Source organism: Aurantiacibacter gangjinensis (assembly GCF_001886695.1).
GTDB classification, from domain to species: domain Bacteria; phylum Pseudomonadota; class Alphaproteobacteria; order Sphingomonadales; family Sphingomonadaceae; genus Alteraurantiacibacter; species Alteraurantiacibacter gangjinensis.
The window spans coordinates 264,677-282,868 of record NZ_CP018097.1 but is presented as its reverse complement, the minus strand read 5'-3'; the positions used below and the strand labels follow the sequence as shown (position 1 = coordinate 282,868).

Genomic DNA, 18,192 nt, shown 5'->3' with positions numbered 1-18,192 from the left:
TTGACGAAATTTGAATTATTGAACATGCATTTACGTCGAAGAAACGAAGTTGACACTTCTCCGGAGATTTTTGGAAAGGCGGGGCTGATCGTCATTCAGCGAGCCATGCCACGGTTCGGTGCTGTAGGAAATAAGGGCCGCGCAAAGCCCACTCCTCTTCAAAGGAGGGGGTTGGGGGGGTGGTGCTTGCTGCAAACGACGCTTGCGCGTCGCAACCACCCCTCAATCCCCTCCTTTGAAAAGGAGGGGAGGCCGGTCACCCCAATCGCGCAAGCGCCGCTTCCAGCCGTGCGGCCTCCGCTTGATGATGCGCCAGGTCGTCCCGCGCTTTCTCGACCGCTTCGGGCTTGGCGCGTTCGACGAAATTGGCATTCCCGAGGCGGCCCTGCAGCGATCCCGCTTCCTTCTGCGAAGCGGCGAGCGCCTTCTGCAAACGCGCGCGTTCGGCTTCGATATCGATCACCCCTTCCAGCGGCACCACGAACACGTCGTCGCCAGCGGTCACCTGCATTGCTGCCCCGGCAGGCGCTTCGCTCACGGTGACCGGAGACAGGCGCGCAAGGCGCTCGATTGCGGCGGCGCTGCGATCCAGCACGCGCTGCGCCACGTCCGACGGGTTTGCGACATATGCCGCCAGTTTCTCGCCGGGAGAAATGCCCAGTTCGTTGCGCGCGCCGCGCGTTGCGGTGGTGAGCGCGATGGTCCAGTCGATGGCGTCGGTCGCGTCCTTGCTAACTTCGGCCCGCGGGTCGGGCCATTTGGCGAGGATCAGGTCGTAGCTGCGGTTCCCTTGCGCGTGCCACAGTTCTTCAGTGATGAAGGGCATGAAGGGGTGCAGCATCACCAGGATTTGGTCGAGCGCCCATCCGGCAACCGCCTTTGTTTCATCCTGCGCCGGGATGGCTTCGTCAGACTGCAAGACCGGCTTGATCAGTTCCAGATACCAGTCGCAGAAGCGGTCCCACGTGAAGTGGTAGATCGTGCTGGCGGCGGTATCGAACCGCAGGTCTGCCATGGCGGCATCGAGCGCCGCCACCGTCTGCTGCACTTCGCCGATGATCCACTGGTTGGCGGCGAGGCGGGCGGGCGGAGCCTTGATCGTGTCTGACGCGCCGATGCCGTAGGACTGGCAGAAGCGCGTGGCGTTCCACAGCTTGGTTGCGAAATTGCGATAGCCCTCGACCCGCTTGTTATCCATCTTGATGTCGCGGCCCTGGCTTTCCATGGCGGCCATGAAAAAGCGCAGCGCATCCGCGCCATACTGGTCGATCAGGCCCAGCGGGTCGACGACATTGCCCTTGGACTTGGACATTTTCTGCCCGTCCGCCGCGCGCACGAGGCCATGCAGGTACAGCTTGGGCCACGGGGCCTGTCCGGTATTGTAATACCCCGCCATCATCATGCGCGCATCCCAGAAGAACAGGATGTCGAACCCGCTGATGAGCAGGTTATTGGGATAGTGTTTTTCATAGAGCGAGACCGCTCGCCCTGAGCTTGTCGAAGGGCTGCCTTTTTCTTCTGATGCTGCGCTCGAAGTGAAGGACGATCCTTCGACAGGCTCAGGATGAGCGGAGGGGGGTGTATTTGCCTCCCCTTCCGGCCAACCGAGCGTGGCGAAGGGCCACAGCGCGCTGGAGAACCATGTGTCGAGCACGTCCTCGTCGCGCCGAAGCGCCACGCCATTGCCGGCCTGCGCCTGCGCTTCGTCCTCAGTCATGGCGACATAGGCCTTGCCGCTTTCGTCATACCAAGCCGGAATCCGGTGCCCCCACCATAGCTGGCGGCTGACACACCAAGGCTGGATGTTCTCCATCCAGTTGAAGAAGGTTTTTTCCCAACTGGAGGGCACGATGTCGATCTCGCCCGATTTCACCGCCGCGATCGGCTTTTTCGCCAGTTCCGCCGCATCGACATACCATTGGTCGGTCAGCCACGGTTCGATGGGCACGCCGCCGCGGTCGCCGAAGGGAGTGGGGATGGTGCGCGGCTCAGCGTCCAGCTCCTGCTCCTCGCCCTTCTTCGTCTTGGCGACGTGGGGGACGAGGTGGCCGCTTTCCTTCAGCATTTCGACCACGCGCTTGCGGGCATCGAAACGGTCGAGGCCGATGAGCTCATCCGGCACCAGCCCGTCTGCCGTTTGGCACACACGCGCCTCCGCATCGAGCATATTGAGCATCTCGCTCGCCGCGATCCCGGCGCGCTTGCCGACGTCGAAATCGTTGAAATCATGGCCGGGCGTGATCTTCACCGCGCCAGAACCAAGCTCGGGATCGGCGTGCTCGTCCGCCACGATGGGAATTTCACGGCCCGTAATGGGCAGCTTTACCTTCGCGCCGCGCGCAATCAGGTCTTTGTAGCGATCATCTTCCGGATGAACCGCCACGGCCATATCGGCCAGCATGGTTTCGGGGCGCGTGGTGGACACGCGAATATCGCCAGACCCATCCGCCAGCGGATAGATGAAGGTCCAGAAGCCGCCCTTTACATCCTGCGTCTCGACTTCAAGGTCGGAGATCGCGGTTTTCAGCTTCGGGTCCCAGTTCACCAGCCGCTTGTCGCGGTAGAGCAGGCCGTCATTGTAAAGGTCGACGAACACCTTGAGCACCGCCTTGGTGAAGTGCTCGTCCATGGTGAACTGCTCGCGGCTCCAATCCATGGAGCAGCCCAGGCGGCGCAGCTGGCGGGTGATGGTGCCGCCGCTTTCTTCCTTCCATTCCCAGACCTTGTCGACGAACTCCTCGCGGCTGTAATTGGTGCGCTTGTCCTGCCGCGCTTCCATCTGCCGCTCGACCACCATCTGCGTGGCGATGCCCGCATGGTCGGTGCCGACGACCCATAGCGCATCCTTGCCGCGCAACCGCTCATACCGGATCACGATGTCCTGCAGCGTATTGTCCAGCGCGTGGCCGATATGCAGCGATCCGGTGACATTGGGCGGCGGGTTGACGATGGTATAGGGTTCGGCATCCGGGCGCTCGGGCCGGAAAGCGCCGGTTTCCTCCCAATGCGCATACCATTTCGCCTCGATTGCGGCGGGATCGAAAGTCGTGTCTAGCTCGCTGCTCATGACCGGCGCTTTGCCAGCCTGTTGTGCACTGCGCAACACGCGAAAATCTTGCGGGCGCGGCCATTTGTCCGCATAGCGGCAAGCGATGAGGGAATGGGCCGACTACACCGTTGAGGAGCATGGCGGCCGCGCCACGGTGGCGATCACCGGCCCGCTGGTCGTGTCCGGCATCGGCATGATCGACCCGGCCCTGCGCAATCATACCGAATCCGTGCAGACGATAGACCTTGCCGGCGTTACCCGTATCGACACGGTGGGCGCATGGATCGTGTATCGCTTTGCAGAGCGGACCGGGGCCGACATTACCGGCGCCAGCGAGCAGGCCGAGGTTCTGCTCGATGCGGTGGAGGACTGCCGGAGCGAGGCCGATATCGCCCCGCCCAAGCAGCGCAGTGTCGGCTTTATCTCCGAACAGGTGGGCATCAAGGTTTTCGAATTTGCCGCCGGCGTGCGCGATTCCATCGGCTTCATGGGTGCGGTGCTGGTCGCCATGGCGCGGCTGGTGCGCCATCCGCGCCGCTTCCGCATGAAGGCGCTGGTGCGGCAGATGGAGCTGGTGGGCGTCTCCAGCCTGCCGATCATCGGGCTGATGAGCTTCCTGATCGGTATCGTGATCGCCCAGCAGGGCGCGGTGCAATTGCAGCAATTCGGCGCCGAAACGCTGACGGTGAACCTCGTCGGTCGCATCACCTTGCGGGAACTGGGCGTGCTGATGACCGCGATCATGGTGGCAGGCCGATCAGGCAGCGCCTTTGCTGCGCAGATCGGCACGATGCAACTGACAGAGGAAGTGGACGCGATGCGCACCATCGGCGTCTCTCCCATGGAAGCACTGGTCATCCCGCGCATCATGGCTGCGGTCTTGATGATGCCGCTGCTGGGCTTTTACGCGAGCGTCGTCACAATTATCGGCGGCGCCGTGGTGGCGGACGTGATGCTGGGCATCCCGTTCCTCACTTTCCTTGCACGCGTGCAGGAAGTGGTCCCGTTATACGATTTCTGGGTCGGTATGATCAAAGCGCCGGTCTTCGGCCTGATCATCGCCATGGCGGGCTGCTATCAGGGCATGCAGGTGCGCGGCAATGCGGAGGAAGTGGGCCTGCGCACCACGATGGCGGTGGTGCAGGCGATCTTCCTCGTCATCGTGCTGGACGCGTTCTTCGCCGTCTTCTTTTCCAATGTGGGCTGGGCATGAGCGAGACCGAAGACCACCGCGAGGACGTGCTCGACGATGCGCTGGATACCGCGCCCGAGGAATGGCACGGCGAGCACCCGATCAAGATCGAGGGGCTGGTCAACCGCTTCGGCGATTTCGCCGTGCACGAGAACCTCGACCTCAAAGTCAAACGCGGCGAGATTCTGGGCGTGGTCGGAGGATCGGGCACGGGCAAGAGCGTGCTGATGCGCTCCATCATCGGCCTGCAAATTCCTGATGAAGGCTGCATCGAGGTGTTCGGCAAGGACATCACCGCTGCCGAACCGGACGAGGAAATCGGCGTGCGCAATCGCTGGGGCGTCCTGTTCCAGGGCGGGGCGCTGTTCTCCACGCTGACCGTCGCAGAAAATGTGCAGGTGCCGCTCAAGCAGTTCTATCCCGAGCTGGACCAGCAATTGCTGGACGAGATCGCGCGCTACAAGGTCGTGCTGACCGGCCTGCCCGAAGATGCCGCGCCCAAATACCCGTCCGAGCTATCGGGCGGGATGAAGAAGCGCGCCGGCCTTGCCCGTGCGCTGGCGCTGGATCCGGAGCTGCTGTTTCTCGACGAACCGACGGCGGGCCTCGACCCCATCGGCGCTGCCAAGTTCGACGCCTTGCTGCGCGAATTGACCGATACGCTGGGCCTCACCGTGTTCCTCATCACCCACGATCTCGACACGCTCTACGCCATTTGCGACCGCGTGGCCGTGCTGGCGGACAAGCAGGTGATCGCCGTGGGCACCATCCCCGAATTGCTGCAGACCGACCATCCGTGGATACAGGAATATTTTAACGGCCCGCGCAGCCGCGCCGCAGCCACCACCCATGAAGCGGGGAAAGCGATGGACAAGCCTCGGACAGGAAAGGCATAAGGCGACGCAATGGAAACGAGGGCAAACCATATCTGGGTGGGGGCAGTCACACTCCTTCTGCTGGCGGGCGCCGCGATCTTTTTCATCTGGCTGGCGCGGCTGAGCGACCGCGACAACAAGGAATACGATATCTTCTTCGAACAATCCGTGGGCGGCGTCGCCAACGGGTCGGTCGTCACCTATTCGGGTGTGCCCGTGGGGCAGGTGAGCGATATTTCGATCTGGGAGCGTGACCCCGAATTCGTGAAGGTGCGCATCACCATCGATGGCGACACGCCCATTCTCGTCGGGACCGAAGCAAGCGTTTCCGCCAGCTTCACCGGCGTTTCCAATATCAGCCTGTCGGGCGGCCAATCGGACCAGCCGCCAATCTCCTGCGACACCACCACCTGCGTGGAAGGCGTCCCCGTCATCCCGCCTGCGCCCGGTGCGATCGGCGAAATCCTTGCCAGTGCGCCGCTGCTGCTGGAGCGGCTGGCTACGCTGACCGACCGCCTCACCCGCGTGCTGGACGACGAGAACCAGGATTCGATAAGCGGCATATTGCGCAACACCGATGCCATCAGCCAGGAACTGGCGGCGACATCGCCCGAAATCCAGCGGACCTTGCAGGAATTGCAGGGCACGCTGGCGCAATCGACCGAGACGCTGGCGGCTTTCGAAGGCACGCTGGAGACGACCGATACTTTGCTGGAAAGCGAAGGGCGGCAGATTTCGGCAGAGCTTCGCGCCACTTTGGCTTCCGCCAGTTCGGCGGCAGAAGCGCTGGAAGCGAGCCTTGCCAATGTGGAGCCGCTGACCCAGCAACTCAACCAGGACACGCTGCCAGCCGCAACCGCAACCCTGCGCGACCTGCGCGAGACGAGCGCCAATCTGCGCGCCATGACAGAGCGGCTGGAAACCGAGGGTGCCGGATCGCTGCTGGGCGGACCAGAATTGCCGGATTACGAACCATGAGCGGGAAAATCGCCACTATGACCACAAAACCCGTTCTCGCCGCGCTTGCCTCGCTGGCCCTGCTCCCCGGCTGCATCAGCATTGGCGGGGGCGAGCCGCCCGAGCGCCTGCTGACCCTCACGCCGACCGCTACCATCCCCGCGGGGGCAGGGGCCGAAGGCGAAGTGGCAGCCGCGCTTTCCGTTCAGGTGCCCAGCGTCACGCAGCGCCTCAATGTCACCCGCGTGCCGGTGACCACCAGCGACAGCTCGCTTGCGTATCTTGCCGATGCCGTGTGGGTGGAAAAGCCCGCGCAACTGTTCCGCAATGTGCTCGCCGAAACCATCCGCGCCAAGGGCAACCGGCTGGTGGTGAATGGCGGAGAGCTGGAATACGCCGCGCGCACCCAGCTGTCGGGGCAATTGGTCGAATTCGGCTATGACGCCGTGAATTCCAGTGTGGTGGTCCGCTACGACGCGGTGATGGAAATGCCCGATGCGACCGTGCGCACCCAGCGTTTCGAGCATGTGGTGCCCGGCGTGCTGCCTGAGGCTTTGGCTGTTGGCGCGGCGCTCAACGAGGCGGCGAATGTCGTGGCCGACGACGTGGCCGAGTGGGTGGGGTAATCTATTTTTCCGCTCATCCTGAGCTTGTCGAAGGATCGCTTTTTCTTTGGGCGCTATGCTTGAAGTGAAGAACGACCCTTCGACAAGCTCAGGGTGAGCGGATTTTCTTAGCGCGGTTTGCGAGACGCCGCCACAAACGCCGCCGCCCGCTTGAATGCCTCCAGCCGTGCTGCCCGAACCTCTTCGGCGGCGTGATCCCAGCCCCATAATTCTGCCTGCCAGTCTTCCTCCGCATTGGCGGCAGCGAACAGCGCCTCGGCATTCGCGCCATCCTCCAGCATGGCGAGGCCCACCACCAGCGATGCGGCGAGCGAGGTCAGCGTCAGCAGCCCGGCCAGCGCAAAATTGTCCTCGCTCTCCAGCCGCTCGCGCAGGGCGATAATCGCCCCATCCGCCTGCTTCTGGTGGATGACGCCGGTGATGCGTTCCAGCCGCATGCCATGGCGCGCTTCGCAAGCACGTACCAGCGGCTCCCAGATCTCTTCCTGCCGGTCGAACAGCGGCTCGCCCGGCGCGGCGCGGTAGCACAGCGTATCTGTCTCGGCATAGCTGAGCAGCTTGCCAATCGTGTCGCCGCGATCCTTGGCGACCACATCGAGCGCGAAATCGGCCATGTCGCGATAGACGAAGCTCTTTGGGTCGATCTCCTCGCCCTGCGCGCGCCATTCCGCCGCCAGCATCTGAGCCAGCGCCTGCGTGGGCACGATCTGCCGGCCCCCCGATTGCGTGCGGATCGCGCGGCCATCGAGTTCCACCTGCCAGCCGCCTTCGGCTTCGGCGACGCTCACATCCTTGTAGAAACGCTTCATTTGCGGTTCTTGCTGCTCCATTTGCGGGCAAGGGCCTGCGGCACCAGCAGCGCCTCGGTCACGCCCAGCGCGACCAGCACCCAACCCAGCCAGTTCGGCAGCGGCGTGGTGTCCGTGGTGATAATCAGGCCCAGCAGCACCATGACCACGCCGGCCACGCGCATCAGGCTGATAAAGAGGAAGCGCTGCTTCGCTTTCGATTCATCGGGCCGGCCCTCATCCATGGATCATCGCCTCCAGCTCGCGCATATCCTTCGCCACGCCGACAGCGCCCGCCGCCAGCAATTCGCGCGGCTCGTGATAGCCCCATGCGACCCCTATTGCGCGCACCCCGGCGGCCTGCGCCATTTCGATATCGAACACCGTATCGCCGATCATCACGCTGTGTTCGGGCGCGGCGAGCGTCTCGTCCATCGCGGCATGCAGCATGGCCGGATGCGGCTTGGACGGATGGCGATCCGCCGTGTGCGTGGTGGCGAAGAGGTCGCCGATGCCATGTACGGCCAGTGTGCTGGAAAGGCCGCGATCGGACTTGCCGGTGGCAATGCCGAGCGTCCAGTCGTGCCCGCGCAAGCGGCGCAGCAGATCGGCCATGCCATCGAAAAGCGGCTCCCGCAGCGATCCGTCCTCGCGCGATTGGCGGAATGCGGTTTTGTAGGCATCGACGATGTGATGGCGGGTTGTGTCGTCAAGCTCCGGAGCGAGTTGCCGGATTGCCTGCGGCAGGCTGAGCCCGACGATCCGCCGCACCTGGCCATGCGGCGGGGCGGGGTGGCCGACCTGCGCGAACGCCGCATCCATCGCTGCGACGACGCCCGCCTGCCCGTCGCTCAGCGTGCCGTCGCAATCGAACACGGCGAGCTTCACTTCACTCACTTGCGGCGGCCCTTCGGTTTGGGTGCTCCGCGCTTCTTTCCGTCCGGCGCGCCGCGGCTCTTGCGTTCGCCGCGGCGGTTCTTGCGGTATTGCTTGGCGTGGGCCTTGGCAGCCTGCTTCTTCTCAGCCTTGCCGCGCTCGGGCGGCGGGGTGAGGACGGGGCCTGCATTGCTGAGCGCCTCGTCAAAGCCAAGCTGTTCCATGCTCTGCGCGAAATGTTCGGGCAATTCGGCGGTGACATCCAGCTTCTCGCCCTTGGGAGCCTCGATGATGAGGCGACGGGCATGAAGGTGCATCTTGCGGCTGACGCTACCGGTCAGGAAGGCGTCCTGCCCGCCATATTTACCGTCGCCCACGATGGGATGGCCGATAGCCGCGAGGTGGACGCGCAGCTGGTGCGTGCGCCCGGTGAAGGGCTGCAATTCGACCCAAGCCGCCTTGTGTCCGGCCCGGTCCACCACGCGGTAGGCCGTCTTGGCGGGCTGGCCGTTCTCCACATCGACATGCATTTTCTCGCCGCCCGTGCCCGGCTGCTTGGCGAGCGGCGCGTCGATCGTGCCCTCGGCAACATCGGGCACACCCACGACCAGCGCCCAGTAAATTTTCTTGGCGCTGCGCCCGGAAAAGCGTTTGGAGAAGAACGCCGCGCTGCCCGGTGTGCGCGCGACCAGCAATACGCCGGACGTATCTTTGTCCAACCTGTGGACCAGCCGCGGGCGCGGTTCATCCTCGCCGGCATAGGCATCGAGCAGGCCATCCACGTGGCGCGTCGTCTTGGTGCCGCCTTGCGTGGCGAGGCCCGGCGGTTTGTTGATGACGAGCGCGGATTTATCGCGGTGGATCAGCATGGCTTCGGCCTGTGCTTCATCTTCCGCCGTCAGCTCGCGGCGCTTTCGCTGGGTGCGCCCGCCATCCTCGCCGCCGGGCGGCACGCGCAGCTGCTGGCCTTCGCTCAGGCGGTCGTCCACCTTGGCGCGCTTGCCGTCGACGCGGATCTGGCCGGTGCGCGCCCAGCGGCTGACCGTGCCGAAACCGATCTTCGGCAGATGCCGCTTGAACCACCGGTCCAGCCGCACGCCGTCATCGTCGGCTTCGACGGTGAATTGCCGCACTTCGTCTGCGCCCGCCGCCATCAGGAAAACAGCCTCGTCATGGTGATGCCGAAGATGAAGCCGGTGATGCCGAGCCCGATGCTCAGCATGATGTAGATCCCGGCAATGCCCAGCTGCCCGCGCTGGATCAGCGTTGCAAGTTCCAGGCTGAAGGCGCTGAACGTGGTGAAACCGCCCAGCAGGCCGACGCCCAGCAGCAGCCGCCATTGGTCCACATTCTCGCCGCCAGAGCGCACCAGCCATCCGGCCAGAAGGCCCATCATCAGGCTGCCGATCGTGTTGACTGCCAGCGTCGCCCAAGGGAACACGCCCATGGCCGGCGCGCCGAGCCATACTGTCATCGCGCGCCCCAGATGATAGCGGGCAAGCGCGCCCACGCCGCCGCCAAGGGCGACCGAGAGCGAGGCGGCAATGGGGGTGCTGCTGGTGGACATGCCCGCCGCCTTAGACACAGGCACGCCGCAGCGGAACCCAAAAGCGCAGCGGGCGCCTTGCTTTTTACCCGCGATTCGCCTATCTGCGCCCCTGTGAAGTCGATCCCGTCAGGGAATCGGCGCATTTTTCGTTTGAATTTCATGGTGCACCCCGCGCCTGACTGCCGCGGGCTCTCACCATTTTTGACTTAGACAAGGTGGCTTGAATTTATGCAGATCATGGTTCGCGATAACAATGTGGAACAGGCTCTCCGCGCGCTCAAGAAGAAGCTGCAGCGCGAAGGCGTGTATCGCGAGATGAAGCTGCGTCGCCACTACGAAAAGCCCAGCGAGAAGCGCGCCCGTGAAAAGGCCGCTGCCGTGCGCCGCGCTCGCAAGCTGGAGCGCAAGCGTATGGAACGCGACGGCGTTCGCTGAGCGGTTTTTCGGGCAAGGGCGGCAAGCCCGCGCTTGAAAGCCCATCGCAGACAAGCCAAAGGGGCGTGGAACAGTTTTCCGCGCCCCTTTTGTCTGGGCGTTGCCATTTACGGGATTGCACACATGGCCGAAGTTACCCGCGTTCCTCTCCAGCCGATCGCCAAGGGATCGCTCGCCAAATTGTGGCTGGGCGTGCTGGCTGCCGTGGTGCTGGCCGCGCTGATCGCGTGGGTTGCCATGCCCAAGGGTTTGTCGGTCGAGACGATCACGGCAGGCGAAGGCCCCGCGCCGACCGAGGACAGCGTGGTATTCGTCGAATATGTCGGCACGCTGGACGATGGCACCGAATTCGACCGTTCTCCGCCCACGCTGCAATTGCCGCCGCAGATCGCCGACCTGGTGCCCGAAGGCGTGCCGATGGAACTGGGCAGCGTGGTAGACGGCTTCCGCGATGGCCTGTTGCAGACCCGCGAAGGCGGCGAATACGAAATCTACATTCCGGCCGATCTCGCTTACGGCGATTCGCCGCCGCCGGGATCGGATATCGGCCCTGGTGCGGACCTGACCTTCAACGTCACCGTGCACGATGTGCTGACGCAGGAAGAATTCCAGCAGCTGAGCATGCAGATCCAGATGCTGATGATGCAGGAGCAGATGGAGGCCGGTCCGGCGGATCCTGCCGCGCCGCAATAAGCCCCCGTTTTGCAGGCTGGGAGGCCGAGTTCCGCTTGAAGCTGCGCCCCGGCGCGGCTAGTGCGCTTGGCATGTCAGTGACCCGCGAAGAAGTCGCCAAGATCGCCAGTCTGGCGCGCATCCGCATGGATGATGCCGCGCTCGACCGCATGGTGCCCGAACTCAACAATATCCTCGACTGGGTGGAGCAGCTGGGCGAGGTGGATACCTCCACCGTCGCACCGATGACCGCCGTGATCCCGCAAGCCCAGCGTCTGCGCGACGATGTGGTCGATGCCGATCCCAAGACAGGCGGCGGACGACGCGAGGATGTGCTGGCCAATGCGCCTGCGGCAGAGCACGGCTTTTATGGCGTGCCCAAGGTGATCGAGTGATCCGCCTTCGCGCTTACTACCCCACCCGTCGTGCTGAACTCTTTTCAGCATCCATCCTTCCTCACGAACGGATGGCGCAATCGGAGACATGGGCCCTGAAACAAGTTCAGGGTGACGAAATATGACCGACCTCACAAACCTTGGCGTCAAACAAATCCGCGATGGCGTAGCCTCTGGCGACTTCACCGCGCGCGAAGTGGCGGAAAGCTTCAACGCTGCCGTCGAAGCCGCAGCTTCGCTCAACGCCTTCATCGTCACGACTCCCGACCACGCGCTGGATGCTGCCGACAAGGCCGATGCAGACCGCGCGGCGGGCAAGGACCTTGGCAAAATGGCGGGCGTGCCCATCGGCATGAAGGATCTGTTCGCCACAAACGGCACGCAGACCACCGCCGCCAGCCACATCCTCGAAGGCTTCGTGCCGCCCTATGAAAGCACCGTCTCGCAGAACCTGTGGGACGCAGGCGCGGGGATGCTGGGCAAGCTCAATCTAGACCAGTTCGCCATGGGCTCTTCCAACGAGACGAGCTATTTCGGCAATGTCGCCTCGCCGTGGCGCAAGGAGGGCAGCAATGCCGCGATGAGCCCGGGCGGATCGTCGGGCGGGTCGTCTGCCGCCGTCGCCGCGCGCATCGCGCCCGCCGCCACCGGCACCGATACGGGCGGCTCCATCCGCCAGCCCGCTGCTTTTACCGGCATTTGCGGCATCAAGCCGACCTATGGCCGCTGCTCGCGCTGGGGCGTCGTCGCCTTTGCCAGCAGTCTCGACCAGGCAGGCCCGATGGCCCGCTCGGTTGAAGATTGCGCCATCATGCTGGAAGCCATGGCCGGGTTCGACCCGAAGGATTCCACCTCGCTCGACATGCCCGTGCCCGATTGGAGCGCGGCGCTGGATGCCGATCTTTCGGGCAAGCGCGTGGGCATTCCCAACGAATACCGCATGGATGGCACCGACCAGGCGATCCTCGACGTGTGGGAGCAGGGCAAGGAAATGCTGCGCGATGCGGGCGCGGAGATTGTCGATGTCGGCCTGCCGCACACCAAATACGCGTTGCCCGCCTACTACATCATCGCGCCTGCGGAAGCCTCCTCCAACCTCGCCCGCTATGATGGCGTGCGCTACGGCCTGCGCGACCTGCCCGACCCCGGATCGGCGTCCGGGGCAGGGGGCCTGCAGGACATGTACGCCGCCACACGCGAAGTCGGGTTCGGTGACGAGGTGAAGCGCCGCATCCTGATCGGCACCTATGTGCTGAGCGCAGGCTTCTACGATGCCTATTACACGCAGGCGCAGAAAATCCGCACGCTGGTGCAGCGCGATTTCAACGACGCCTTTGCCAAATGCGATGTGATCCTCGCGCCGACGACGCCCACGGCCAGCTTCCCGCTCGGTTCGCTGAACGACGATCCGCTGACCATGTACCTGAACGACGTCTTCGCCGTGCCCGCCTCGCTGGCAGGCCTGCCCGCCATGAGCGTGCCCGCCACGGTGAACGAAGACGGCTTGCCGCTGGGCCTGCAACTGGTCGGCCCGGCTTTCGATGAGCAGGTGGTGCTGAATGCAGGCCTCGCGATAGAACAGCGCGCTGGATTCACTGCGCAGCCGGAGAAGTGGTGGTGAGATTCGCCAGGCGGCTCGTCGATATCATTGCCGCTATCGTCGTAACGCTTGGCGCGCCGCTGTTTCGCGCGGTTGGCAACTGGCCGGGCAATTTCCCGCTATACCGCCGACAGGCCGACCGGGCGGGCATGCACTGGCGTTCGACACATTATTACCACCCGACCTATCGCGATGCGGACCTGCCCGCAGACGTTACGAGCGAACGGGAACTTCCGGGGCTCGATCTGAACGAAGCGGGTCAGCTTGCCTTGCTAGATGCCTTCGAATGCCAGAGCGAGCTTGCCGCGCTGACGGAGCATGCCGAGCCGGAGCTCGCCTACGCCTACGACAATCTGCAGTTCAACGCAGGCGATGCCGATGCGCTTTATGCGATGATTCGGCACGCTCGCCCGAACATGCTGATCGAGATCGGATCCGGCCATTCGACCCGCGTCGCCGCGAAGGCCATCGCCCGCAATCGCGAAACCGGAGCTCTTGGCGAATGTCGCCACGTGTGCACGGAGCCTTACGAAATGCCATGGTTGGAGACGCTCGGGCCGGAGATCCTGCGCCAGAAGGTCGAGGACGTGCCGCGCGAGTTATTCGATGCGCTGGGCGAGGGTGATATCCTCTTCATCGACAGCTCTCACGTCATCCGCCCCTTCGGCGATGTGACGACCGAGCTGCTGCAGATCGTGCCGCGCTTGGCGAAAGGCGTGCTCGTGCATGTCCACGACATCTTTACGCCGCGTGATTACCCGGAACGCTGGCTGCGCCGCGACCGCCGGCTCTGGAACGAGCAGTACTTGCTCGAAGCCATGCTGGCGCACTCGCCGCGATACCGGGTGTGCCTGGCACTCAACTGGCTGAAACACAATCATGGCGACGCGCTGGAGCGTGCCTTTCCGATCCTCGAAAAATATCCGGACGCGCAGCCCGGATCGTTCTGGTTCGAGGTGGCTCAATGACCCCCGCGACACGCGCCGCAGCAGGCTGTAAGGACTTGGTATGAGCAATTATCGTATTCAGGGCGCAACCGGCGAATGGGAGGTCGTGATCGGCCTCGAAGTCCATGCGCAGGTCACATCCAACGCCAAGCTGTTCTCCGGCGCGTCCACCGCTTTCGGGGCGGAGCCGAACAGCCAGGTCTCGCTGGTCGATGCAGCCATGCCCGGCATGCTGCCGGTGCCCAATCGCGAGTGCATCCGGCAGGCCGTGCGCACCGGTATGGCGATCGAGGCGCAGATCAATGCGTGGAGCCGGTTCGACCGCAAGAACTACTTCTATGCCGACCTGCCGCAGGGCTACCAGATCAGCCAGCTCTACCACCCCATTGTGGGCGAGGGGCAGCTGACCATCGAGGCGGACGAGAAGGCGGGCATCCCCGAAGACAAGGTCATCCGCATCGAGCGCATCCATGTCGAGCAGGATGCCGGCAAGCTGATGCACGACCAGCATCCGACAATGTCCTATGTCGATCTCAATCGCACCGGCGTGGCGCTGATGGAAATCGTCAGCCGCCCGGACATGACCTCGCCTGCCGAGGCGGGCGCCTATATCCGCAAGCTGCGCGCCATATTGCGCTATGTCGGCAGCTGCGATGGGAATATGGAGGAAGGCTCCATGCGCGCGGACGTGAATGTAAGCGTGCGAAAGGTGGGCGATACCGAGCTTGGCACGCGCACGGAGACGAAGAACGTCAATTCCGTGCGCTTCGTGATGCAGGCTATCGAGCACGAGGTGCAGCGCCAGATCGACGTGATCGAGGATGGCGGCACAATCGTGCAGGAAACGCGCCTATTCGATCCGGGCACCGGCACCACGCGGTCCATGCGCAGCAAGGAAGACGCGCATGATTATCGCTACTTCCCCGATCCGGACCTGCTGCCGCTGGAACTGGACGATGCGTTTCTGGCAGAATGCCGCGCGTCCCTGCCCGAACTGCCCGATGCCAAGCGCCAGCGTTACGAAAACGAGCTGGGCCTGACGCCTTACAACGCCCGCGAACTCACTGCCGAGGTGGAAACCTTCGCCCGCTTCGAAACGCTGCTGGGCGTCGCGGCTTCTGCCATCGGCAAGCCTGAAAACAAGGTGGCGACGCAGGTGGCCAACTGGTCGCTTTCCGTCGCTCCTGGTGTGGTGAAATCCTTGGGCGACGAGGCCGACATGGCAAATTCCACGGCAGAGCGGCAGGCCGCCATCCTCGCCATGCAGGACAAGGGCGAAATCAGCGGCGGTCAGGCCAAGGAAATCTACGAGATCGTCCTGAAAGAGGGCCGCGAACCGGACGAGATCGCCGAGACCGAAGGCCTCAAGCAAGTGAGCGACACGGGCGCCATCGAGGCGGCGATCGATGACATCCTTGCGAACAACCAAGACAAGGTAGAGCAATATCGTGGCGGCAAGGACAAGCTCTTCGGCTTTTTCGTCGGCCAGACGATGAAGGCGATGCAGGGCAAGGCCAATCCGGCGGTGGTGAACCAGATCCTGATGGACAAGCTGGGCTAGGCTTGCGATTTAGGTTCGCCTTTGCGCTTGCGGCGCTTTTCTTAGTGTCCGCTTGCTTTAATGAAAGCGAGCGCAGGCTTCTGACGGATGCGGCCGTGCAGAGCGCACCGGGGCAGGTATTTCCGGACGCGCTACAATCAGCGCAGTACAATTGCTCCTTCGGCCTTCAGCAAGAGCCGGTTATGGATGACTTCACGCGCGAATGGTATTCGGAACACCTAGCCGCCGCATCCGAAAATGCGTTGTCTGAGTATGTTCGAGAAGCTCAAATAGACAAGCAAGAGCAAATTCGATTCATCTGGCTGCGCAGCTTCGATAATCCAGTGATCGTCAGGTTTGATCGCGACGGAGACAGCGGCTGGTCTTTTGTGGCGAAACGGCTTTCTGGCAATGGTGGGTATAGCCCTGGCGAGATTGCAGAAGAGCTGGAGCGCACTCTAACGGAAGCAGAAGCCGTGGAGTTGGAACGCCTTGTCCACGATCGCAGGCTGATGCGAATGCGTGCAGGGGAGTGCATTACAGGCGGCGATGGCGCGATGTGGATCGCCGAACGATTGGACAATTATGGATATGATTATGTTGAGCGCTGGAGCCCAACAGACGGCAAGATGCGCGACTTTGGCGAATTTGTCATCGAATTGACCGGTTGGCAGATCGGCGAAATCTACTAGCCCATGCCCACCATCGTCCTCGTCCATCCGGAAATACCGCACAATACCGGCGCGATTGGGCGCACCTGCGTGGCGCTGGATATGGAGCTGGTGCTGATCCGGCCTTACGGGTTCACCCTGTCGGACAGGCAGTTGAAACGCGCCGGGCTGGATTACTGGCAGCATGTCCGGCTGGCGGAAATCTTGGATTGGGATGCGTTTCTGGACGAACGCGCGCCGCGTGATGACCAGCTATTCCTGTTCGAGGATGACGCGCCCACCAGTTTTTACGAGCCGGATTACCCGGACGATGCCTATCTGGTGTTCGGCAGCGAGACGGCGGGTTTGCCCGATGCGATCCGGCAGCGTCACGCGGACAGGCAGTTTTGCTTGCCGATGCGGTCGAAGCATATCCGCTCGCTCAATCTGGCGAATACGGTGACGGCGGCGGCGTATCAGGCGCTGCGGGGCCGCTTCTAGATTCCGCTCGTCCTGAGCCAGTGGCGCTACGCGCCGTCTTCGACTCCGAAGGACCGCTTTTTTCTTCACACTCGCGCTAGAAGAAAGGACGACCCTTCGACAAGCTCAGGGTGAGCGGGAAGGGTCTGGTTCGCGATGACGACAGTTTACTCCACCCATTCGCGCGCCATTTCGCGCACATCCACTTTCGCTTTCAGCCGCGCGCCGAGCAGTGCCGTGCCGCTGATCTTGCGTTGCACGAACAGCATGTCGACCGGCGGGATGTGCCATGTCGCCTTGTCCTGTGCCATCGCCATGCCTTCATCGCGCAAGCCTTCCACGAAAGCGCGGTCGCCAAAATCGAACGGGCCTTCGCGGTGCATTTCGGCAAGGATAATGTCGATCATGCGATCGAACTTGTCGGCATGGCCATCGACCACGCCTTGGCCGACAAAGCCTGCTTCCAGCGCGGCTTCGCGCACTGCGGCGCGGTCCTTTGCGAGACCGGCGGCGAGCAGCTTGCGGTAATTCTCGGCAATCGCGGGATCGACCGCGCGGGTCGCCCCGAAATCGAGCAGCACCAGCTTTCCGCTATCGGCCTGGTAGCGGTAATTGGCGAAGTTGGGATCGGTCTGCATCACGCCGAATTCGAACAGCTCGCGCAGCACCAGCGCGATGATGCGCCGGGTGACGGCGTTGCGCTCATCCTGCGGGGCATCGACCAGCGCCTCTATCGGCGTGCCGGCGATGAAGTCCATGGCCAGAACGCGACCGGTCGAGAATTCCGGCACCATTTCGGGCACGATGAAATCGTCCTCGCCGGCCAGCATCTGGCGATAGGCCATCATCTGCGCGGCTTCGCGCTCGTAATCCGCTTCTTCATGCAGTTGGCGCTTCGCCTCTTCCAGCAGGCCGTCGATTGCCAGCTCCTTCGGCAGCAGGCCGGAGACGCGCAGCAGGGTTGCGACGTTGTCGACATCGGCGTCGATGCTTTCCTTCACGCCCGGATATTGCACCTTGATCGCGATCTCGCGCCCGTCCTTCATGGTGGCGCGGTGGACTTGGCCGATACTGGCGGCCGCGATGGGGCGGGGATTGAAATTGGCGAAGCGGCCCAGCCAGCCTTTGCCCCATTCCTTGTCCAGAACGTCGCGTAGCTGCGCAGGCGGCATGCGGTCGGCGTTCTCGCGCAGGCGTGCGAGGATATCGGCAAGCTCGGGTGGCAGCATGTCGCCTGCATCCATGCTGATCATCTGGCCTAGCTTCATCGCTGCGCCGCGCAGGTGGGAGAGGCGGTCTGCCAGCCGCATCGCGTTGCCGGGGGTGAGGAGCATATCCTGCATGCGCGGACGCTCTCCGCGCGCCAGCCGACGCGCGCCCTCGGCCAACACGCCACCCGCGACACCGCCTGCCAGCCTGCCGAATGCGCCGAGCCGCGCCGTGCGACTGCTGGGCACGCGTCGGACGCGTTTTTCATCATCATCGGCCATGCGAGTGCTCCACTGCGTGTCGTCCAGCAGCTATGTGGTGATTATCGGCTGGCAACCCAATGCGGGCTTTC

19 protein-coding genes are annotated in these 18,192 nt (G+C 63.4%); 12 read left to right on the top strand and 7 right to left on the bottom strand.

Going from position 1 to position 18,192, the window contains the following annotated elements; genetic code table 11:
- Positions 1 to 256: 256 nt before the first annotated feature.
- Positions 257 to 3,067, bottom strand: coding sequence for a valine--tRNA ligase (locus BMF35_RS01370; protein ID WP_047006634.1), 2,811 nt, complete (start codon positions 3,065 to 3,067; stop codon positions 257 to 259).
- Between the two features lie 85 nt (positions 3,068 to 3,152).
- Between BMF35_RS01370 and BMF35_RS01365 the strand changes: the two genes are divergently transcribed.
- From BMF35_RS01365 to BMF35_RS01350, 4 genes are read left to right on the top strand one after another with little or no spacing between them, the layout of a single operon-like run.
- Positions 3,153 to 4,262 (top strand): MlaE family ABC transporter permease, encoded by a 1,110-nt coding sequence (locus BMF35_RS01365; protein ID WP_047006369.1) that lies wholly within the window; start codon positions 3,153 to 3,155, stop codon positions 4,260 to 4,262.
- Positions 4,259 to 5,137, top strand: a complete 879-nt coding sequence (locus BMF35_RS01360) for an ABC transporter ATP-binding protein (protein WP_082115614.1) — start codon at positions 4,259 to 4,261, stop codon at positions 5,135 to 5,137. The genes BMF35_RS01365 and BMF35_RS01360 overlap by 4 nt, the downstream gene beginning before the upstream one ends.
- 9 nt (positions 5,138 to 5,146) lie before the next feature.
- Complete coding sequence (locus tag BMF35_RS01355) at positions 5,147 to 6,094, top strand: MlaD family protein (protein WP_047006368.1); 948 nt, start codon at positions 5,147 to 5,149, stop codon at positions 6,092 to 6,094.
- Between the two features lie 17 nt (positions 6,095 to 6,111).
- Positions 6,112 to 6,699 carry an ABC-type transport auxiliary lipoprotein family protein gene (locus tag BMF35_RS01350; protein WP_052765995.1) on the top strand — a complete coding sequence of 196 codons (588 nt, stop codon included), beginning with the start codon at positions 6,112 to 6,114 and terminating at the stop codon, positions 6,697 to 6,699.
- A gap of 107 nt (positions 6,700 to 6,806) precedes the next feature.
- Here the strand turns inward: BMF35_RS01350 and BMF35_RS01345 are convergent, their stop codons facing one another.
- From BMF35_RS01345 to crcB, 5 genes are read right to left on the bottom strand one after another with little or no spacing between them, the layout of a single operon-like run.
- The gene (locus tag BMF35_RS01345) at positions 6,807 to 7,508 is read right to left on the bottom strand and encodes an ATP12 family chaperone protein (RefSeq protein ID WP_047006366.1); all 702 of its coding nucleotides are present in this window, start codon (positions 7,506 to 7,508) and stop codon (positions 6,807 to 6,809) included.
- Complete coding sequence (locus BMF35_RS01340; RefSeq protein WP_047006365.1) at positions 7,505 to 7,732, bottom strand: hypothetical protein; 228 nt, start codon at positions 7,730 to 7,732, stop codon at positions 7,505 to 7,507. Before BMF35_RS01340 ends, BMF35_RS01345 begins: the two co-directional genes overlap by 4 nt.
- The gene (locus BMF35_RS01335; RefSeq protein WP_047006364.1) at positions 7,725 to 8,375 is read right to left on the bottom strand and encodes an HAD-IA family hydrolase; all 651 of its coding nucleotides are present in this window, start codon (positions 8,373 to 8,375) and stop codon (positions 7,725 to 7,727) included. The genes BMF35_RS01340 and BMF35_RS01335 overlap by 8 nt, the downstream gene beginning before the upstream one ends.
- Before the next feature lie 5 nt (positions 8,376 to 8,380).
- Positions 8,381 to 9,517, bottom strand: coding sequence for an RluA family pseudouridine synthase (locus BMF35_RS01330; RefSeq protein WP_047006363.1), 1,137 nt, complete (start codon positions 9,515 to 9,517; stop codon positions 8,381 to 8,383).
- Positions 9,517 to 9,930 carry a fluoride efflux transporter CrcB gene (gene crcB / locus BMF35_RS01325; RefSeq protein WP_047006632.1) on the bottom strand — a complete coding sequence of 138 codons (414 nt, stop codon included), beginning with the start codon at positions 9,928 to 9,930 and terminating at the stop codon, positions 9,517 to 9,519. Before crcB ends, BMF35_RS01330 begins: the two co-directional genes overlap by 1 nt.
- A 210-nt stretch (positions 9,931 to 10,140) precedes the next feature.
- Here crcB and rpsU point away from each other — a divergent pair, with 210 nt between their 5' ends.
- The 8 genes from rpsU (at position 10,141) to BMF35_RS01285 (ending at position 16,652) form a co-directional block, all read left to right on the top strand.
- The gene (gene rpsU / locus BMF35_RS01320; RefSeq protein WP_047006362.1) at positions 10,141 to 10,347 is read left to right on the top strand and encodes a 30S ribosomal protein S21; all 207 of its coding nucleotides are present in this window, start codon (positions 10,141 to 10,143) and stop codon (positions 10,345 to 10,347) included.
- 123 nt (positions 10,348 to 10,470) lie between these two features.
- Positions 10,471 to 11,040: an FKBP-type peptidyl-prolyl cis-trans isomerase gene (locus tag BMF35_RS01315; protein ID WP_047006361.1), complete on the top strand. Its 570-nt coding sequence runs from the start codon at positions 10,471 to 10,473 to the stop codon at positions 11,038 to 11,040.
- Positions 11,041 to 11,111: 71 nt separating this feature from the next.
- On the top strand, positions 11,112 to 11,414 hold the full coding sequence (gene gatC / locus BMF35_RS01310; RefSeq protein WP_047006360.1) for an Asp-tRNA(Asn)/Glu-tRNA(Gln) amidotransferase subunit GatC: 303 nt from the start codon (positions 11,112 to 11,114) through the stop codon (positions 11,412 to 11,414).
- Between the two features lie 121 nt (positions 11,415 to 11,535).
- Positions 11,536 to 13,035: an Asp-tRNA(Asn)/Glu-tRNA(Gln) amidotransferase subunit GatA gene (gene gatA / locus BMF35_RS01305; protein ID WP_047006359.1), complete on the top strand. Its 1,500-nt coding sequence runs from the start codon at positions 11,536 to 11,538 to the stop codon at positions 13,033 to 13,035.
- Positions 13,032 to 13,982 carry a class I SAM-dependent methyltransferase gene (locus BMF35_RS01300; protein ID WP_156172073.1) on the top strand — a complete coding sequence of 317 codons (951 nt, stop codon included), beginning with the start codon at positions 13,032 to 13,034 and terminating at the stop codon, positions 13,980 to 13,982. The genes gatA and BMF35_RS01300 overlap by 4 nt, the downstream gene beginning before the upstream one ends.
- 40 nt (positions 13,983 to 14,022) lie before the next feature.
- The gene (gene gatB / locus BMF35_RS01295) at positions 14,023 to 15,522 is read left to right on the top strand and encodes an Asp-tRNA(Asn)/Glu-tRNA(Gln) amidotransferase subunit GatB (protein ID WP_047006358.1); all 1,500 of its coding nucleotides are present in this window, start codon (positions 14,023 to 14,025) and stop codon (positions 15,520 to 15,522) included.
- 44 nt (positions 15,523 to 15,566) lie between these two features.
- Positions 15,567 to 16,193, top strand: coding sequence for a hypothetical protein (locus tag BMF35_RS01290; protein WP_047006357.1), 627 nt, complete (start codon positions 15,567 to 15,569; stop codon positions 16,191 to 16,193).
- A gap of 3 nt (positions 16,194 to 16,196) precedes the next feature.
- Complete coding sequence (locus BMF35_RS01285) at positions 16,197 to 16,652, top strand: tRNA (cytidine(34)-2'-O)-methyltransferase (protein WP_047006356.1); 456 nt, start codon at positions 16,197 to 16,199, stop codon at positions 16,650 to 16,652.
- A gap of 146 nt (positions 16,653 to 16,798) precedes the next feature.
- Here BMF35_RS01285 and BMF35_RS01280 read toward each other — a convergent pair whose 3' ends face one another.
- Positions 16,799 to 18,121, bottom strand: coding sequence for an ABC1 kinase family protein (locus BMF35_RS01280; protein ID WP_047006355.1), 1,323 nt, complete (start codon positions 18,119 to 18,121; stop codon positions 16,799 to 16,801).
- Positions 18,122 to 18,192 lie beyond the last annotated feature (71 nt).